Here is a 19,369-nt window from a genome sequence, read left to right on the forward strand (position 1 = left end):
GGTTTGGCAACTGCGGTAAATGCGATAACTGCGGTGACTCCGGTAGAATAGAACGACTATTTTCCTGTCGATATGGCGTCCTTCAACACGTTCACATGGCCTTTCGGTAGTCGCTAGGAGCTACACCCACCACATTTTTGAACGCCCGATTGAAGGAATTGTAATTCGTATACCCAACTTCCTCACTGATCTCCTGAATGGCCTTATCAGTTTCCAGCATGAGCTGCTTCGCCTTCTCAATACGGTGACTAATCAGAAGATCCACGAACTTCTCACCAATTTCGTCCTTGAACAGCTTGCTTAGATATTTCGGATTAATATCGAATAGATCACTTAGATAATTCAGCGATAGCTCGGGGTTGTTATAGTTCTGTTCAATATACTTGCGAATTTCAAGAATATGAGATCTATGTTTTCTGGAACAATGCAGCGTCTGTATCTGCTCCGCCAGATCACGGAAGCCTTCCCAGCATAGCGCGCGCAAATCATCCAACGTCTCCCAACCCTCCAACCTTGGCAGAAGTGGTGTAAATATAGAAGCCCATCGCTCCTGATACTCCCGTGGAAGTTCTGCGAACTCCCGGTTATAGTGCTGGAACAGCAATTGGACCGTATTCATAATCTCCTGGCGAGAGAGCACGGATTCACGGATCTGTTCAAACAAGCGGTCAAAATGCTTCTCCCACACATCGTCCGACAGTCGCATTGCCTGCACTAGCAAAGAGATCGTCTTCAGGAATTCATACACATCATTGGTCGAGTTCGGTACCTCCCCGCATGGAATAATCCGGTTCATGCCGAGCACAGCCTTGTACTCCAAGGCATGCACAGCCTCTTTCAGCGAAGCTCTCAGACCACGAACATCCACTGCCACTCTCCCAATACCGATGGTTACGGTGAAGTTCAAATACTGCCCAACCCTGTCAAGATAACCGGAGAGCAGTCTCTGCTCGGTTTCCTCACCCTTTTCCGTCTCGGGCAACCAGACAATCGCATACAGACGCTGATCCGATATCCACTCTGCCCATACATCGGTCCCTTCGTGTCTTGCACTCTCCTGCAGAATGCTGGATAACACAAACTTGAGAAGAGATTGATCCTGATTGTGATATTCCTCCATAAAGCGAGAGTACTGATCGATCTCCACCACAATTACAGCCCATCGATCCTCTAACTGCGGGAGCTTGAACCTGCTCATCTCCGCTGTCAATTCATTGCTGGTAAAGTCCCTCGTACCCTCCAGCAGCTCCTGAAAGAAGTATTTCTTCTGCAAAATCAGGTTCTCTTCATGCTCCTCCTGATATTGCTTGGTTTGATCAATCATTCGCTCCAGCGTAGTCTGGATAAAACGGAACTCGTTATCCTTGGTATAGCTCATGCCCGGTTGTTTCTGCGAAGCCACCGTTTCAATCAACGTGACGATTTGCTGAATGGGCTTGTAATTTCTCCGCGTCACATAAATCACCCACACCACACCAATCAGGACAACGGCAACGGCAAAAACAAACCAGATATTATAAAATTTCAGGGCAAATTTGACGATTTTGCCGTTGTTCAGTCCCGTCTGAACCTTCCAGCCACTGTAGCTGGATGTGAATTCGGAGAATACTTCACCTGAAGCTGTTTTGGGAGAAACTGCTGTAGTGTAATCCTGCATTCCTCCGTCCCACAGATTGCCGCCCGAGCGATTGAAGATATTTACGAAGGTAAACTCCGGGTCGTACATCTGCATGATGGACTTCTGCAAGGTTGGCAGATCGACGTTAACAACCACAAGACCCGTGCCGTTTCCGACACCACGAATGAGAGTAATGACCTGTTTTCCTTCCTCGGTTGGGAATGCCTTAAAGGATCTCGCGCCCACCCACTTTTGCGTTGCCGCAGCACGGCTGTCTTTAATAAACGCTGCATCAGGGAATTCCTCAATCGGCACTGCCTTGCCGTTGCTGAATACCGTATCGTCGTTGTATCGCACCAGATATATGGAATTAATTAGCGGATACTCTATTTTCAATTCATCAATAACCTGGACCGCTTGAATTCCGGCATACACATCCTCGCTTCCGGTTACCGAATAATAATTTTTCAGATTGGGATTCGTCAAAATATCACGCAGCACCTTGAAATCAATGGAGCGCAGTGAATTATCCAGATATTGCGTTACCTGTGAAGCCAGAAATTCATTGGCCTTGAGTGCTTCTCTCCGGTTCTGTTCATTGAATACCTGGAAGAAGATAATAAACAGGATTGTGGTTACAATAAAAAAAACAGGTAAATACGATAGCAGCAAACGTCTAAACCAACTGTTGTTCATCTCCGAGGCCCCCCACTGTTTATACGCATGACGACAACCACGCTAATCTGGTCGCTAATTTTCCATAAATATTCAGTAAATTATATCGGATGAAGTGGGGTTGTCAAAAGGAGAAGACCGTCCCGATTCCTGTGTTGACATCGGGACAGCCTCAATCATGAATCCATCAACCTTTATTGATTCTTCTCAATCGCACGCTGGTAAATCTCAAGGTAATTGCTGAGTCCCAGACCATCAAAACCTTTTACGTACGCGTCCCATTCCTTATCGATGCTCTTGCTGCCGATAATGAATTGAGCCATATTGGTCATCACGTAATCCTTGACGGCCGTCGTGAGCTGCGCAGCGGTTTCTGTATCTTCAGGACGGATAAATACGTTCGCAGGATAGACTTCTTTTGGTGCATAAGGTTCATATACATTGGTCGCTTGCGCCAGACGTGTACCATAACCCTCCGCTTCCAGCGGGTTCTGACCTTCTGCAAACAGATTGCGGAACGTATTGGACAGGTCATGTGCCCCGATCTGTGACCAACTCTCGTTAACTACAACATTCGGGTCACGCTCAGGCAGGTTATAGTAGCTGTATTTGGCAGGCTCGCCATTGATGTTTTTCTCATCGGCATCCGCCTTCTTCCAGCCCTTTCCTTCTGTTGGACCGTATTCTGCATACAGGGCACCTTCTTCACTGAACATGTAATCTACAATTTTGATGGCGGCGATCTGTTGTGCTTCGGTCGCTTTGTTTGTAATAGCAAACTCAAACTCACCTACGCTTTGCGTAGCGCCTGTCGTCTGCACGCCATCCGGCCCTTTCAGCGGAGGCACGATGTCCCAGTGCTGGTGGCGGGTGATATCTTTGTCATACGTGTTCACGAGGTAGCTGACGAGTGCTGTCGTAATGGAGCCGACCACTTCATCACCTTCCTTATTGCCCAGCTGCCCGATCGCCTGATCGTTCTGCGTGAAGGAAGCCGGATCAATCAGGCCCTCTGCATACAGTTTGTGCATGTACTCCAGCCCTTTTTTCCACTCTTCCTTATTCGCTGCAAAATCAACCTTCCCATCATTCACAATCAGATATTTATCGTTGTCATTATAGATAAAGCTGTTCATCAAATAGGCATCGATGTTGCCGTTCCACACGTACTTGTTGGGTGCACCCGTGAGCGGAATCTCGTCAGCTTTGCCATTGCCATTCGGGTCTTGTTCCTTGAACGCCTTTAGAACCGTGTAGAGTTCATCGGTCGTGGTCGGCATTTTCAGACCCAGATTGTCCAGCCACTCGGTGTTAATCCAATATTTCTGTGCATACGTACAGTGGTAACATTCATTGAAAATCGGCAGAGCGTAGATGTTGCCATCTGGTGCAGTTACCGCTTCTTTGAAGTACGGCTTCTCCTCCATAATCTTGGTGAGATTCGGACCGTACTGCTTGATCAGATCCTGCAGCGGGAGAAACACGCCCTGTTTCCCGTACGTTTGAAGGTCTGAGGTGGTGAACTTGCCATGGAGGAACACTTCGGGATAATCCCCACTCGCCAGCAGCAACTGTCTGCGGTCTTGCAAGGCGTCCGTCGGGGCCAGATCCCATTTCAGGGTCACATCGAACTTGTCTTCGATAAATTTGGTGAACTCATTTTCTTCCATAGACGCTTTACCTTGTGGGGAAAAAAAAGTCATCGTTACAGGGCCACCGCTCTCCCCGCTACCGTCGCTCCCTGTACCCGTCTCCTCGGATGAACCGCATGCGGACAACAAAGCCATCGAAGCAAAGACCAGAAACAACATCGAAATCCAAGATTTTTTCAATCTGACTCCTCCTTTTTGTTGAAAACGGCATAACCATCTGGTTACGTACTCGTGTTAAACCCGATCCCGGAAGCCGGAGTGTTCCCCCACCTCCTTTCAAGTGGCTTAGCGGGTGCAAATTACAAGGATCATCCTTTGAGAGAACCGACCATGACCCCTTTAACAAAATGCTTCTGCACAAACGGGTACATGATGAGAATAGGGATGCTGGCGACTACAATTAAGGCATATTTCAGTACCTGCTCAAATCCCTGGTCTCGTAGCTGCTGGCTCGTATTGGCCAACATCGCCGGGTCTGCGGCGTTTAGAATCAGCAGATTGCGCAATACATATTGCAGCGGGAACAACTTCTCGGAACGAAGATAGATCAGGGCATCAAAGTACGCATTCCAGTGGCCTACTGCATACATCAGGGTCATGACCGCCAGAATCGGCTTCGATAACGGAAGAACCACGCTGATCAAATACCGGATATCCCGGCATCCGTCCATTTCCGCCGCCTCCCCCAGCTCTTCCGGGATGGAAGACTGGAAGAAGGTTCTCGCCACAATAACCTGGAACACCGCGAGCGCCCCTGGCAGCCACATCGCCCAGCGTGTATCCAATAGATGAAGGTCTTTCATTAAGAGATAGGTTGGAATCAGACCGCCATCAAAGAACATCGTGATCATCATGAAAATAATGATGGCCCCCCGTCCATAAAACGACTTGCGCGATAACGGATACGCGAGCATGACCGTAAGCGCCACATTGATAAATGTGCCTACAACGGTATAGATGATCGTGTTGTAGAACCCGAGCATGAGCTGCTGGCTTTTGAAAATGGAGATGTAGGCCTTGATGTTAAAGTCTACCGGGAACAGCCACACCTGACCGGATGTAACGGCACGGGAGGAGCTGAATGAAGAACTGATGATATACAAGAGCGGGTAAAATACCGTTAGAAGTATGGCGAACAGAAAGATATAGTTGAATGTCATGAAGATACGGTCACCGAGCGGGTCCTTAATCCGGTTACGATTAATCATGTTGAACATGGATGAGCTCCTCCTTTACCACAAGCTGTTCTGGGATACTTTGCGGGAAATGCCATTGACGATAACCAGCAGGATCAGGTTGATAACGGAGTTGAACAATCCTACCGCCGAGGAGAAGCTGAAGTTGGCCCCGATCAGACCCACCTTGTACACATACGTGGAGATGACCTCCGAAGCGCTCGTGTTAAGCGGATTCTGCATCAGATATATTTTCTCAAAGCCGACGCCCATAATGCTGCCCAAACTCAGAATCAGCATGATGACGGTGACCGGTACGAGCGTTGGCAGGTCGATATGCCAGATTTTCCGAAGCCTTGAAGCCCCGTCCATCTTTGCTGCCTCATAGAGGGATGGATCAACGCCAGCGAGAGCCGCGATATAAATGATCGATGAATAACCCATGCCCTGCCATACGCCCGACCACACATAGATGGATTTGAAGTATTCGGGAATGCCCATAAAGTTGGTCATCGGGAAACCCAGGAAGGTAAATAGCTTGTCTACAACCCCCACATGCGGTGACAGCATCAGAATGATAATGGATACCATGACGACTGTGGAGATAAAATGTGGAGCGTACGTGACCATCTGGACGGTCTTTTTAAAATAACCTGTTCGGATCTCATTCAGCGCGAGCGCCAGCAGGATCGGAATGGGAAATCCGGCGAGTAATGAGTAGAAACTGATACCAATCGTATTTTTGATCAGCAGCCAGAAGTTCGGGGATTCAAAAAAGGCTTCAAAGTGTTTCAGTCCAACCCATGGGCTGCCCCAGATTCCTTTGACGACACTGAAGTCTTTGAAGGCAATCTGTACACCAACCATCGGAATGTACTTGAAGATCAACAGATACAATACGGGAGGCAGCACCAATAGATAGAGCTCCCAATGCTTCTTGAGGCTTCTGATAAACGGATGCTGTCGCTTGGGTTCTACATACTTCCTTCCTTGCTGGAGCTCCACCGGTGCAGGTATGCTTTCCGTAGCTCGACTCATTCGCGTCACTCCTTCTACACCTTAAGTGTAATAATACATTACATTTACATCCCTTAAACATCCTTTTCTTTGACTCGTTTTTCTGTATTAGCGCCATCCGTGTGAAGAATAATGTCAGGTAACGCTTTCTTGAATCGATAGTACCTTGAGCGGTGTTCTTTTATCAATTTGCAATTTTCTCCCACCTCTCTTTATTCCCAAAACCCTTGCCGGACAAGGGAAAATCGCTCTTTAGCACATGTCTATTGCAAAAATCAACAACTCAAAAAATCCCGAAGGACTGTAAAAGTCCACCGGGATTCGAAGTGTAGATTTTATTGGTTTGTGAACAATCTGAACGTCAACGTGATAGGTGCTACTTCCGTAACTGCTGCATTTGGCAACTCTACAACAAGTCCATCTTCCGTCCGTTGGAAAGACAGCACATCATCTGTGCCGGCGAGCTCTATTCGCTCCACCTTTTCCACATATGGAATGACCACCTGTGATTGTACTGCCTCGTTCTCGTTTCTGTACAGACGGAAGGCATACGAAACATTGAGATCTTCCTTACGCGTAAAGGCCCACTCTCCTGTGAAGTATGGTCCGCAAATCCGCGTGCCATAGATGCCCTCCCCGTGAGTGCCGATCCATTCACCAAGAGCTTTAATGCTTCGGACTGCCCCTTTCGGAAGACGTCCGTCCGGTTGCGGCCCTACATTCAGTGCCAAATTACCGCCCTTGGATACTACCTCAAGCAGAATATGCGCCAGTTGTCTTGCTGACTTATACTGATCATCATATCCAAACGCAAAGGAATTGCCCACCGTGATACAGCTTTCCCAAGGAATATTCATTGGATGCTCCGGTATGGTCTGTTCCGGAGTCACGATATTCTCATACGGTCCACCTACCGTGCGATCTGCTGCCAGGAGCCACGGCTGTGTTGTCTGACGTGCCCGCTCCACCACCTCGCCCAGTCGGATATCCTGACCATGGCGTCCTTCACGCACCCAGCCCGCATCCAGCCACAGACATTCGATTCGTCCGTAGTTGGTCAGCAGTTCCATGATCTGCTCGTGCGTGAACTCCACGAATTTCTCCCACAGCCATGGATACGCTTTCGGATCATAGGATGGTCCACGCCACATATGGCTTCCCCGCTCCATGCCAGGTGTCCAGTAATACGGCGTATGCCAGTCCGCTTTGGAGAAGTAAGCCGAGATACCGAGTCCCTTGGCACGAAAAGCGTCAAAAAGCGCGCGGCAAATATCCGCATATTTATGGGTGTGAAAAGGGGTATCCTTGCCCGTGATGCGATAATCGGTTGTATGTGTATCCCACATGCAGAAGCCATCATGATGTTTGGTGGTGAACAGGAAATATTTGAACCCGTTATCAGCGGCCATCTGTGCCCATTCCTCAGGCTGAAAGCGAATCGGATTGAAGGTTTTGTTGAGATCAAAGTATTCCTGCTTGAAATGCTCCATGTCGTCAGTCCAGTCGATATCATTGCGTGACCAATCGCCATCTTCGTCACTTAGCGCCCAGGACTCCACAAGGCCAAGCTGGGAATAGGGTCCCCAATGCATCATCAGCCCCAGCTTCTGATCCTTGAACCACTCCAGGCGTTCATTCAGCAACGGGTCTTCAGGCTTCACCCATTCCTCTTCTTTGCTAAAGTTGTGCACCCCGGCTTCGACGACCTGTTCTTCCTGTTCCAGAACCGTATCTTTGGTTTCGCTCATCCCGTTCATCTCCTTTGGATCAAATGTCACACGTTGAAAAGGTAGCTTTACACAGGTCACTACGCGGTCAGAACAATCTTCCGATCGCTGTTATCCCCGGATTTTCTTTAATTTAATTTTATAATGGTCGTAATCCGGGGATAAAGGCGAGCGCTCCGCTTCTTCAGATTGGTTCTGCAATCTCCGTTTTGGCTTAAACGTTTAGTTTCAACTTATATACCGACTTATAGTGAAATCTCGCGTCCTTCACGTGCGGACTCGTAGATGGCACAGAGGATTTTCATGATTTCAACGCCATCCTCAACGGGACTAAGCGTCTCTTTGCGCCCTTGGGTACTGTCGATAAAATGATTGACTTCATTACGGAAAGAACCTGCGAAATCAAGGGATTTGAAATCCACCTGTGGTGTCATGTTCAAAATGGTATCGAATTTCTCACCAATCAGTGAAATTTCCGGTTCCAGTTCGGCTCCACCTTTATCTCCATAGAGTCTGACCGAAGTTTCATCCTGCTTCGCGTGCAGTGTGAAGCTTACATCCACCAGCAGGCTTGCCCCGTTCTCGAAACGAATCAACGCATTAGCCATATCCTCTACGGTGTTTTTGTTCGCATCATAGTCCGCTGCCTGGTAGAACGACAGATTACGGATATTGGCACGGTTACCCAATCGATTGGAGACATTCGCAGACACGGTTTTCACCTTCGGTTTGCCCATCAGGTACCAGGAGATATCAATAATGTGTACGCCAATATCGATCAACGGCCCGCCACCGGAACGCTCCACATCTGCAAACCATCCACCCGGATTGCCCAAACGCCGCAGACAGGATGCCTTGGCATAATAGATCTCTCCGAGCTCGCCTTCATCAATGAACTTCTTCAGGATCTGCGCATTGTCGCTATAACGGCGTACAAAGCCTACTTGAAGCAGCTTTCCACTGCGGTGAACAGCCTTCTCCACCTCTAACGCATCTTCTACCGTCTGACAGAGCGGCTTTTCACAAAGTACGTTTTTACCCGCATCCAGAGCGGCAATGCTGATCTCGGCATGTGTGTCATTCCAGGTACAGATGCTAACCGAATGAACTTCAGGCAGTGCCAGGAGCTCCTTATAATCCGTGAATACATGGGTAGCTTTATATTTTTTCGCCGCTTCCTGGGCACGTGCTTCGTTAAGGTCGCATATGGCGTATATTTCAACTTCGGGATTGCTGTCATACGCTTGTAAATGAAAATCGGAAATTGATCCTGCACCGATAACGGCAATTTTAAGTTTGGACATGATTTTCCCCTCCATAATAAGTTGAATGATGGTCATATCAGTTGATTCAAAACATATGATAATCGGCTTAACGTAACTACGGTGAATGTTTGGACTTTCGGCCGCTGTTGTCTACAGATTTCTTGTATCAACCGCTCTCATCGGTTGAAATCCACAGACAAAGGCGGGCGCTACCGCTCCTACAATTCAAAACTTCCCCTCTGTTACTTCAGCCTTACATATAAAAATTGATTCCACTTATATAGTAGTACAGTAGCTGCTTATGCTTCCTCCCAGAAGCGGCGGACGTTATCCATCGCGATTCGGGATGCTGTTTTGCAATTTTCCATACCCTCGAATTCTACAGAGATATATCCGTCATAACCGGATTGCTTCAACACACGGAATACTTCCGGCATGTCGATATCCCCGTGCCCCACAATCGCTCCGCGCAGGTAATTGCCGTGTGCGGTCTGGAACCAACCCTCTCCGGGATTACGGTAAGAAGGTCTCCGATAGAAATCTTTGGCGTGCACCATGGATGCATAAGGAATGTTGTTTTTCACAGCGCTAACTGGGTCTTCATCCACACACAGGAAGTTGCCGATATCCAGCGTTGTCTTAAAGTTTTCTCGTGCTGTCTCATGCACCAGTCGCCGGACTCGCTCACTGGACTGCACATAGTAACCATGATTCTCCACACTTGTCGTAATACCGTGACTCGCTGCGTAGTCGGCAATTCGCTGACAAGCCTTCACCAGAACAGGCAGATCCGCCTCAAACTGGGCGACAGTGCCTTCCTGTGCAGGACGAAATGCAACATCATGGCGCATTCTCGTAACACCAAGTGCGGCAGCGACATCCACATGCTTCATGACAGTAGCAATCTCATTTTCAAGTGCATCCAGGCCTTCTCCTGTAACGAAATTGGCACCTATTGCGTAATTGGAAATATCGATTCCCACGTCTTGCGCAGCCTCTCGAATCTGGTCAATTAATTCCGGTTGGTCGATCAGGCTGTACCCTATCGGAACAATCTCCACATGTTCTCCGCCCTGCTCGGCGATGTAACGGATGGCGTCGGGTACAGTCAATTCTTTGGCATCCAGTGCCTGTTGCAAACTGTATGTGCTGAGTCCTACTTTCATATCCTCTCATCCTCTCCTGCTGGTGTGTGGCTCTACCTTACGTATACCTTTTTCCATAAGATCATACAATTGCCAATAATCGTTTGCTACTCTATTTTCCATGGGATGAATCCAAAATCGGCTTATCTACAAATGTTACGGCTTGATCGACAGCTTCATGCAGCTCAAATACAATAATCTCATTCTCACCTTGGCAAAGAAGCGGCGCAGGTACATACAACGTACCCTGAGGACCCTTATTCCAATAACGACCTATATTAAAACCGTTCACGAAGGCAACTCCCTTCGTCCATCCATCGGGCTGCAGGAAGGTGTCCTTCACCTCCTTTACATGAAGCGTTCCACGATAGAATGCGGGCACTTCCGGTCCATTCTGAATCCCCGTTTCGAATTGCAACGAAGACAGGTCCTCCAGCGGCAGACAATGAATGGTCCAATCAAAGAGGAACTGAAATCCGTGCCGCACGCCCTCTGTGATCCCCTTTGAGTCCCGTAAATACGGTCCATAGTTGACCCGACCCATATTTTCAACAAGAATGCATAGCTCAGCGCCCTTCTCAGGTACTTCAAAAGAGACAGACAATTCGGTGTTGCCACGTTCCAACACACCCAGAAACTCTCCATCCACATAGATAAGTGCGCGGTCTCTTACGTCCTGCACAACAAGCTCCTGCTTCTCCCTCGGTCCGGTAATGTGGGTACGGTATAAAATAAAGCCGTAATCCTGACCAAGCTTCTCCATCGTTTGTGGTCTGGTTCGTTGTACTGGTGCCGCCAGTCTGCCCACCTGGGGCAGCAATGCTGCATGCTCAGTCAATTCCACCCGACCATAAGCGAATCGGCCAACGGGTTCAGGCAGAACAAGTTCACCGATATCCCTGTACCGAGCGATGACTTCACGTACCGCATAAAATTTGGCTGTCGGCTCTCCTGATTCACTGAGAAGCGAATCGTAATCATAGCTGGTGATTGTTGGTTCGTACTGGTCCTTCTGTTGGCAGTTGGCCCCGTTATAGAATCCAAAGTTCGTCCCCCCATGGAACATATAGAAATTGACAGACGCATGCGCCTCAAGCATTTCTTCAAATACCTGTGCCACGTCGGCAGCATCCCTCGTATGATGCGCTTCGCCCCAATGGTCAAACCAGCCGTTCCAGTACTCCATACACATCAGCGGTCGATCTTGCTGATATTGTCGCAATTTCGAGAAGGCCTCGCGTGTTCCCGATCCAAAATTCACTGTTGCCAGTTGTCCGGGTACTGATCCGGCCTGGAGCATCGGGTCTGTTGGTCCATCCGAGGTGAAGAGCATGACATCGATACCGCGGCGCACCATGCCTGCACGCAGATATTCCAGATACCTCGCATCATTCCCGAAGCTGCCGTATTCGTTCTCGATCTGCATGGCTATGATAGGCCCGCCATTAGTGCTCAGGAGTGGTTGAAGCTTTGGCAAAAGAATGTCGTAGTACTGATCTACCCGGTCCAGAAACTTCTCGTCATAACAACGAAGCCCGAGCTCATCATCTGCAAGCAGCCATGCAGGAAGACCTCCGAATTCCCATTCCGCACAGATATACGGGCTTGGACGAATGGTTACAAAAAGCCCGATTTCCCCGGCGAGCCGGACGAAATGCTCCAGATCTGCCATTCCTTCAAAACGAAACTGCCCCGGCTTCGGCTCATGAAAGTTCCAGGGCACATAGGTTTCGACTGTATTGAAACCACATGCCTTTAATTTCAGTAATCGATCTGCCCAATAATCGGGAACAATCCGGAAATAATGCATCGCACCCGACAGAAGCTGAACAGGTTTTCCCTCATAGAAAAATTGGGATTCTTCATATGTCAGAACTGCCATTATCCGCCACCTCCTGTTTGCTCAGATATACACCCAGCCAGGACAACGTGGGATACCATCTGGATTCATGAATGGTCAGACGAATAGTTTTGGCGGCGAAGGAATCAAACCTACAGATTCGTTTGTGTCCAACAACCGTGCCGTGATACAGCTCCTGCCAATCACCGTTCTCCCTCTTGGCCTCCAGTGTAAAACGCTCGATACGCTGACCTGAACGGATATGCTCCATGAGAACCACTCGATCAAACAGCTTTTCCTCCGGCAGTTCCACCTCCAGCCAGGCCTGTTCCGTCCCTTCTGCCGGGCACCAGAACGTATCCGGTTCTTCACGCAATATCTGCATCGCTGCATGTTCCTCATTCATCGTCTCTGATGCCCGAATGCGAGCACCTTCAGTCAGACTTTGCTGATACGTGTCTCGCAAAACATCTCCGAGCTGCTGCAACCGCTCAGCATCCTGTTCGTGAATAAGGCCGCGTCGATCTGGTGGAAGGTTAAGTAGAAAATTGGCGTTGCCCCCAACCGCTCCATCATAGATGCCAAGCAGTTCCTCCAGCGATTTGACCTGATCGTCCTCGCTTGCATGATAGAACCAGCCCGGGCGAATGGAGGTGTTCACTTCTGCGGGATACCAGATGAGCTTGTCCTCATACTGACGAATCACTTCCCGGCTGCCTAGATCTGCATCCTGCGTATTAATTCTGCTGGCAAACTCACCATCATCCACCTGCTGGGATTGCTCCTGGATCTTCTCGTTATCCTGCAAGTAGGCAGGCACAACACTCCATTCGGATGCCCGCGTATGTCCTGCCTCATTGCCGCACCAGCGAACATCCGGACCACATACCGAGATCACAGCCTCTGGCTGCAGCTCCCGAATGAGTGCATAATAGGCATCCCAATCATAGATCTGCCTTTTCCCATTCTTCCCCTCTCCACATGCCCCATCGAACCATACACAGAACACATCGCCATAATGAGTTAGCAGTTCACGCAGCTGATTTTTGAAAAACTCATTATATCGCTCCGAATCCCCGTAGGATGCTTCATGACGGTCCCACGGCGACAGATAGACGCCAAATTTCAATCCGCCTTCCCGGCAGGCATCGGCAACCTCTTTCACCAGATCACCCGCACCGTTTCGCCAAGGGCTGGCGGCTACCGTATGATTTGTGTACTGACTTGGCCATAAACAGAATCCATCATGGTGCTTGCACGTAAGAATTAGTCCTGTCATACCGGCAGACCTGCACGCCTGAACCCATTGACGGGCACTCAGATCAGAAGGGTTGAAGATCGCCGGATCTTCATCACCCATTCCCCATTCCTGATCTGTATACGTATTCACCGTGAAATGAATAAATGCATAGAACTCCATCTTCTGCCATTTCCACTGGCGCTCCGTTGGCGCAACCTGCGCTACCACCTTCAACCAATTGCTTGTATTCACTGGATTCTCCTCCCCTCACACCGTTTCTCTGCCCCCTATCCGACATATGCCACAAAGGACCGACAGAGCATAGCGCCTCCAACGGTCCTTCATTAGCTAGCTGTCATGGACAGTCAGCTTCCAGAATGCAATACGATCTCTTTTCCACGTATACGTTACATACAGATCTTGGGCTTGCGAAACGATGGCGGGATATGAATATTCCCCCGGTTCATTCTCCAACACATATTCGTTCCCCCAGGACAGGCCATGATCTGTCGAAAAGACAATCACCAGTGGGGTACGGGGGCTTTCCGTGTCATAACCACTCACCGGATTACAAATTAGCGCAAGCAGCCCGTTCTCCATGCATGTTACATCGATCCCGCTGTTGTTGTTCGGGAGGATCGTAGGGTACGCTTCACACCATGTCCGTCCGGCATCATCTGAATCACTTCGATAAATAAACCCTTCCGTACTGCGCAGAAGCATATGCACATGCCCCGCTCCGGAAGACCACAGTGCAGGCTGAATAAGCCCTTTGGCAAACCAATGCTCCGCCCCCACATAGGTGGACAGATCCATCGGTACATGTGCGCTCTTCGTCCAGGTTTCTCCCTGGTCTGCTGATATGTCGACGAAGGCCTCCCAGATTTGTTTGCCCTTTGCATCGGGGTCCAACCGCTCAATGGAAGCAGGGGCCAGAATCGTTCCATCCTCCAAAGTAATCGGCTTGTTGCGAACCGGTCCGCGACCGCCAACATCTCCTTGCACCAACTCTTGAGGAGTTGTCCACGTGTACCCGCCATCCTCCGAACGCATCAGTCGGGTATGCCAGTCCGTAATTTCATGGCCCACCTTGTAAAAAAGCATCAGCGAATGACCCTGTGCGTACAGCACGGGGTTCCAGTGGGCAATGCCTTCTTCATTGGCTACTTTTAATGGGATGCTCCAATGACCTTCCTGCTGTCGCGACAGCCAGATCGCCACATCACTTGCCTTTTCATGCTTGCCCGCAAACCACGCCGCCAAAACCTCGCCACCTGGCAACACGACAACCGTGGAAGCATGACTGCTCTGAAACGGCTGATCTTCCTGAAAGACATACTGTTTATCCGCCATAATCTTCATGAGTAGGGCTCCTCTCGAAAAATGAATGGGCATCTGGTCGTCTTTTTTTGTTATTTTCGTTATTTATAAAATGTTATTTTATTATTCATAAACAGTCTAAGTCGTCGGGAATGAAACGTCAATACACAAAAAAGACACCCCTAAGGGTGCCTCTCTCTTGATCCATATTGAATATTATAAGTTCATTTTCGCTTTGCCTTTGTCATTCGGTTAAACATAATCAGTGCAGCAATCAACATGGCAACAATTGCGATATTACTTGCTGCATCATGCGACATGCCGAACAGAACGCCCAGATTGGTAACCAGGCCTCTGACAATCAACGCAACCGCAATCAGCAGAATGGGGCTCCAAAAATTATACCTTCTCATCCTTCGCAACACTCCTGACCAGATTGTTCAGAAATTCCGGATCTCATAACACAATCATAACAGTCGTCATGTTCAGTTACAACAGATCGAGACGATCCTGCGTTACACTTGTTTAAATTCGATCCAGTCGATCTGCAGACCCGGTTTGGTGAAGTCCAGCCTCAATTCGTACACGCCTGCTTCCAACTCCACTTTGACAAGTTTCTGTCTGATCCATTTACCTTCGGTTCCGTTGGTTTGAATGGTCGTCATCAATTGATCATTAAGAATGACATTACATGCACTTTGAGCCAGTTCCGGCTCAGGAGACATGATCTGTACAATAATCCGATATTGACCTGCTTCATCTACTTTCATGTAGACAGGTTCGCCCACAACGGGTTTGACCTGTGCATTATCAGCCAGCACTTGTGCCTGCTCTGAGGAAAGTGAAGCATTCGCTTGGAATGAAGCGACATTCTCTACAATCTCATGTTTTCTGGAGAAGACAGGTGCATTCATGATGAACTCACAAATATTCATGGCCGAGCGCTGAAGCTCTCCACGGGTCAACGTCCCATTTTCCAGAGATTCGATCGTGTTGTCATCCCAGCCGTTAATTTCTGCGCCATAGTTAGGTACAACCATGTACAGATCGTTTTGAGCGCGAACCATCCAGTTGGTGTTTTTCCGATCTGCTGGTCCACCTTCAACGCCGTCGTTCATAATCGCCCACCAGTCGGTCATCACGATACCTTGGAAGCCCCACTCGCCACGAAGAATGGTCGTGTTCAGATCGTAGTTGGAAGCCGCCCAATGTCCATTAATCGGATTGTAGGAGGTCATGATCGAATTCGCACCGCCTTCTTTCACGGCAATCTCGAACCCTTTCAGATAGATCTCACGCAATGCACGCTCGGATACTACGGCATCCACTTTACTGCGATGTTTCTCCTGGTTGTTGCAGGCGAAATGTTTCAGCGTGGCATTAGAGCCACCCTTCATGATTCCTTTCGTACATGCAGCAGCAAATACACCGGAAATCAGTGGATCTTCTGAGAAATACTCAAAGTTACGACCGTTCATCGGACTCCGGCGAATATTCAATCCAGGCCCGAGCAGTGCATCCACCTGATTTCTCAGCAATTCCTGGCCTTCCATCACATACAGCTCTTCGACAAGTTCTGCATTCCATGTTGCCGCCAGCAAAGTCCCTATAGAAACTTGTGTAGCCTTCTCCCCGCTATCCATACGAATACCGGATGGGCCATCTGCAGTACATGCAACAGGGATTCCGTAATTAAACAGACTGTCACTCACGCCGCCAAATGCCGAAGCTGTACCCGATGTAACGAGTGGGCTGCTCATGCCCTCGCCTCTCACGATAGCTGCCAGATCCTGATCACTCAATTGGGCAATAAAAGCTTCCAGGCTGACTTTGCCGTCCTTCACATCTCTCAGCTTGTAGCCCTGGTTGCCAGTTTGCTCCAGCGTTTGCGGCAAGCATTGTTCAATCCGTTCAGCCATGGATACTTGGCGCGTCGGTACATCTGCAAAGATCAGCTCGTAAGACCCATCATCTTTGCGAGTACCCGGCTTCATTCTCGTAAAGCTCTCGGTCGGTGCCATTGCCTCCTGGAGCTGTTCCACAAGTTGAATCGTTTCTACAACATATCCATCTTGGCCATCAATGCGGACATGTTCCACATTTTTGACACTGGTTCCCACGTACAAACGATACGTTCCTGCCTCAAGTACATACGCCGATACATGTCCTGTTACGCCAGCATCATCATAGGAAGCCATGGAATCCACAGGGAAGCTCACGGTCAGACGCTGAGACTCACCCGGCTGAAGCAGATTGGTTTTGCCGAATGCTACCAGAGCTTTTGCAGGTTTCCCTAATTGACCTTGTGGCGCTTCATAATAGATCTGCACTACTTCCTTACCTGCATAGGTTGTGCCCGTATTGGTTACGGTTACATTCACCTTAATGCTATTATCTCCGTCTTGGGAGATCAATTTTGCATCTTCAGCCTTGGTTGTGAATGTGGTATAGGACAGACCGTATCCGAATTCAAATTGCACTTTTTCAGGTCGAAACGTTTCGAAATAACGATAGCCTACGTAGATATCTTCTTGATAAAGGTTCTTAAACTCATTCCCGTAATTGCTTGTGGAAGGATAATCTTCAATGGAATACGCAATCGTATCGGTTAATTTACCACTTGGTGTAACGTCTCCGGCCAGTACATCGGCGATCGCATTACCACCCTCCATACCGCCATGCCACGAGTAAATGACACTTTGGATCGGATGAACGTAACTTTCATCATTCAACCAGCTCATGTCCATGATGTTCGATACATTCAACACGACGATCGTTTGTTCAAAATGATTCGTGACCTGCTTCAGCATCGCTTTCTCATCTTCAGTCAACCGGTAGCTGCCTGGTGCATCGACGTTATCCTGATCTTCGCCTGCTGTACGTCCAATCACCACGATCGCTTTGCTGGATTTACTTCTGGCTTGGGATACCACTTCGTCCGTTAAAGGCATTTCTTTCTGGTTCCAAGGCTCTGCCGCCCATACTTTTCCACCGTCATCGAACGGGTTTTCCTCAATCCATTTTTCATAGACAGCTACCAATTCTTCATTGACCGTAAGTCCTTTTTTGCTGCGCAGACCATCCAGCAAATTGGTTGTATACGCCACATGAACGCTGCCGCCTGAGCCTGTACCACTGCGATAATAGTTGACTTGAATCCGTCCAAACACTGAAACGTTTTCGTCTTTTCGAATCGGAAGAGCCTGTCCTTCGTTTTTCAAAAGCACTGCGCCTTCAGCGGCAACCGTACGGCTAAACTCTGCAAACCCTTCCAATGGAACTCCGATTTGATGTGTGCTCAATGATTTCCCTCCTGTTTGTCATCTCCATCTCCACGAATCATTATGTATATTCGTTAATCTGGTAGATTCACTTGTATCTAGTCTCATATTAACAGATTCTATAGTAGAAAATAAATCAGGTTAAACGTTTTTTCTCACAGTAGACATGATTTTGTAATTATCCAACTTAAAAAGCCACGAACGTCATTCGTCCGTGACTTTTATTCTTGTACGACCTGCGCATTAGGTCGTTAATTTGGCATAAACAAGGAAGAACACCATGTTCTCTCCCACGATAACATAGCCCGGAACCCGATAGATCAGATCCACAAGGACAAACGCTGCCATCAGTCCTAGCATAATCGCCAAGTGACGTGGACGAAGCCGGAGATGGGCATGCCTGTAGCGATGGAACACAAGTGAGGTCGACAAGAAATACAGCAGCACTGATCCAAACATAAACCCGATCATGAACACATAGTTCAGTTGATTCTGATACAGCAGTTGGATCGAAGCGGCGATCATGCTCATGGAAATGTATATAAACAGATGGCCATAAATAATCGCTTGCCCGGCAGTCTGAATCTCTTTGCTTACCTTTTTCTCTACATTCTCAAAGTACTGCCACCACATAGCAATGACAAATATAGAAGTAAACACGGCAAACAGGATCGACTTCACATCCCAATGGTCTGCTTGCAACACAGCGATAATACTAATCACCGATTCACCCAGCAGGATGAGTGTAAAGAGCGCGAAACGCTCCAGCAAATGGTGTGTCTGAACTGGTACTTTCACCAGATTCTTGCGTCCAATCAACGGAAGTACGATATCCACGGCAATCCCCGCATACAAAATCACGTAGCGCAGCCAGGAATCGAAAAACAGAGAACCTGATGAAATCAATATGCCAAGGATAAAACAGGTGCCCAAGTAACGGGCAGCATGCTGTTGATGTGTGCTTTTGGATTTGTGAACTGTCAGGTACTGAATTGCCGTAAACGCCCTCGACCCGATATACCCGATGAAGAATGACAGATAGTATTGATCAAAATGAGTCGAGAGGCTTGCTGTCATCACCAGAACAGACAGGAGCTGAAGGATAAGGAATATTCGATGGCTCAGGATATCCTGACCATAACGGTTAATGAATAAGGTTTGACCGACCCACGCCCACCAGACAGGAATGAAAATCAACACAAATTTCATCAGATATTCAAACGTAATCACGCCGTGTTCGGCATGTAACAGGACATGACCCGCTTTGGAGACTGCCGCTACAAAAAGTAAATCATAGAACAGCTCCAGCCAGGTAACCTTTTTCTCCATCATCCTTCAATGCTCCTTTTGGTTAAACTCTTATCAAAAATTATGAATTCTATACAGATGGAACACTTGATTTACATCGATCACT

At 48.4% G+C, this 19,369-nt stretch carries 13 protein-coding genes; all 13 read right to left on the reverse strand.

Annotation, left to right across the window (positions count from 1 at the left end; all coding sequences use genetic code 11):
* Positions 1–91 precede the first annotated feature (91 nt).
* Positions 92–2,314: a helix-turn-helix domain-containing protein gene (locus ACFVQB_RS31080; RefSeq protein ID WP_379448621.1), complete on the reverse strand. Its 2,223-nt coding sequence runs from the start codon at positions 2,312–2,314 to the stop codon at positions 92–94.
* 173 nt (positions 2,315–2,487) lie between these two features.
* Positions 2,488–4,125, reverse strand: coding sequence for a type 2 periplasmic-binding domain-containing protein (locus ACFVQB_RS31085; RefSeq protein WP_379448623.1), 1,638 nt, complete (start codon positions 4,123–4,125; stop codon positions 2,488–2,490).
* A 128-nt stretch (positions 4,126–4,253) separates the two neighbouring features.
* On the reverse strand, positions 4,254–5,153 hold the full coding sequence (locus ACFVQB_RS31090; RefSeq protein WP_379448772.1) for a carbohydrate ABC transporter permease: 900 nt from the start codon (positions 5,151–5,153) through the stop codon (positions 4,254–4,256).
* 24 nt (positions 5,154–5,177) lie between these two features.
* Positions 5,178–6,158, reverse strand: a complete 981-nt coding sequence (locus ACFVQB_RS31095) for an ABC transporter permease (RefSeq protein WP_379448625.1) — start codon at positions 6,156–6,158, stop codon at positions 5,178–5,180.
* 314 nt (positions 6,159–6,472) lie between these two features.
* Positions 6,473–7,885, reverse strand: a complete 1,413-nt coding sequence (locus tag ACFVQB_RS31100) for an alpha-L-fucosidase (RefSeq protein WP_379448627.1) — start codon at positions 7,883–7,885, stop codon at positions 6,473–6,475.
* A 224-nt stretch (positions 7,886–8,109) separates the two neighbouring features.
* Entirely contained in the window at positions 8,110–9,168 is a 1,059-nt protein-coding gene (locus ACFVQB_RS31105; protein WP_379448630.1) for a Gfo/Idh/MocA family protein, read from the reverse strand.
* Between the two features lie 260 nt (positions 9,169–9,428).
* Entirely contained in the window at positions 9,429–10,295 is an 867-nt protein-coding gene (locus ACFVQB_RS31110) for a sugar phosphate isomerase/epimerase family protein (protein WP_379448633.1), read from the reverse strand.
* Between the two features lie 91 nt (positions 10,296–10,386).
* On the reverse strand, positions 10,387–12,156 hold the full coding sequence (locus tag ACFVQB_RS31115) for a glycoside hydrolase family 35 protein (protein WP_379448636.1): 1,770 nt from the start codon (positions 12,154–12,156) through the stop codon (positions 10,387–10,389).
* A complete protein-coding gene (locus ACFVQB_RS31120; protein WP_379448774.1) occupies positions 12,137–13,534 on the reverse strand; it encodes an alpha-L-fucosidase in 1,398 nt (465 codons plus the stop codon). Before ACFVQB_RS31120 ends, ACFVQB_RS31115 begins: the two co-directional genes overlap by 20 nt.
* Before the next feature lie 168 nt (positions 13,535–13,702).
* Complete coding sequence (locus ACFVQB_RS31125; protein WP_379448639.1) at positions 13,703–14,716, reverse strand: sialidase family protein; 1,014 nt, start codon at positions 14,714–14,716, stop codon at positions 13,703–13,705.
* A 182-nt stretch (positions 14,717–14,898) separates the two neighbouring features.
* On the reverse strand, positions 14,899–15,087 hold the full coding sequence (locus tag ACFVQB_RS31130) for a hypothetical protein (protein WP_024629467.1): 189 nt from the start codon (positions 15,085–15,087) through the stop codon (positions 14,899–14,901).
* 102 nt (positions 15,088–15,189) lie between these two features.
* Positions 15,190–17,976: a glycoside hydrolase family 3 C-terminal domain-containing protein gene (locus tag ACFVQB_RS31135; RefSeq protein ID WP_379448641.1), complete on the reverse strand. Its 2,787-nt coding sequence runs from the start codon at positions 17,974–17,976 to the stop codon at positions 15,190–15,192.
* A gap of 222 nt (positions 17,977–18,198) precedes the next feature.
* A complete protein-coding gene (locus ACFVQB_RS31140) occupies positions 18,199–19,287 on the reverse strand; it encodes a low temperature requirement protein A (RefSeq protein ID WP_379448643.1) in 1,089 nt (362 codons plus the stop codon).
* Positions 19,288–19,369 lie beyond the last annotated feature (82 nt).

This window comes from Paenibacillus sp. NPDC057886 (assembly GCF_042796655.1).
GTDB lineage: Bacteria > Bacillota > Bacilli > Paenibacillales > Paenibacillaceae > Paenibacillus.

What these genes read in the sequence shown, in the direction of transcription:
- ACFVQB_RS31080 (WP_379448621.1), bottom strand. Translation starts at nt 2,314, where the DNA reads ATGAACAACAGTTGGTTTAGACGTTTGCTGCTATCGTATTTACCTGTT.
- ACFVQB_RS31090 (WP_379448772.1), bottom strand. Translation starts at nt 5,153, where the DNA reads ATGATTAATCGTAACCGGATTAAGGACCCGCTCGGTGACCGTATCTTC.
- ACFVQB_RS31095 (WP_379448625.1), bottom strand. Translation starts at nt 6,158, where the DNA reads ATGAGTCGAGCTACGGAAAGCATACCTGCACCGGTGGAGCTCCAGCAA.
- ACFVQB_RS31100 (WP_379448627.1), bottom strand. Translation starts at nt 7,885, where the DNA reads ATGAGCGAAACCAAAGATACGGTTCTGGAACAGGAAGAACAGGTCGTC.
- ACFVQB_RS31105 (WP_379448630.1), bottom strand. Translation starts at nt 9,168, where the DNA reads ATGTCCAAACTTAAAATTGCCGTTATCGGTGCAGGATCAATTTCCGAT.
- ACFVQB_RS31110 (WP_379448633.1), bottom strand. Translation starts at nt 10,295, where the DNA reads ATGAAAGTAGGACTCAGCACATACAGTTTGCAACAGGCACTGGATGCC.
- ACFVQB_RS31115 (WP_379448636.1), bottom strand. Translation starts at nt 12,156, where the DNA reads ATGGCAGTTCTGACATATGAAGAATCCCAATTTTTCTATGAGGGAAAA.
- ACFVQB_RS31120 (WP_379448774.1), bottom strand. Translation starts at nt 13,534, where the DNA reads ATGGAGTTCTATGCATTTATTCATTTCACGGTGAATACGTATACAGAT.
- ACFVQB_RS31125 (WP_379448639.1), bottom strand. Translation starts at nt 14,716, where the DNA reads ATGAAGATTATGGCGGATAAACAGTATGTCTTTCAGGAAGATCAGCCG.
- ACFVQB_RS31130 (WP_024629467.1), bottom strand. Translation starts at nt 15,087, where the DNA reads ATGAGAAGGTATAATTTTTGGAGCCCCATTCTGCTGATTGCGGTTGCG.
- ACFVQB_RS31140 (WP_379448643.1), bottom strand. Translation starts at nt 19,287, where the DNA reads ATGATGGAGAAAAAGGTTACCTGGCTGGAGCTGTTCTATGATTTACTT.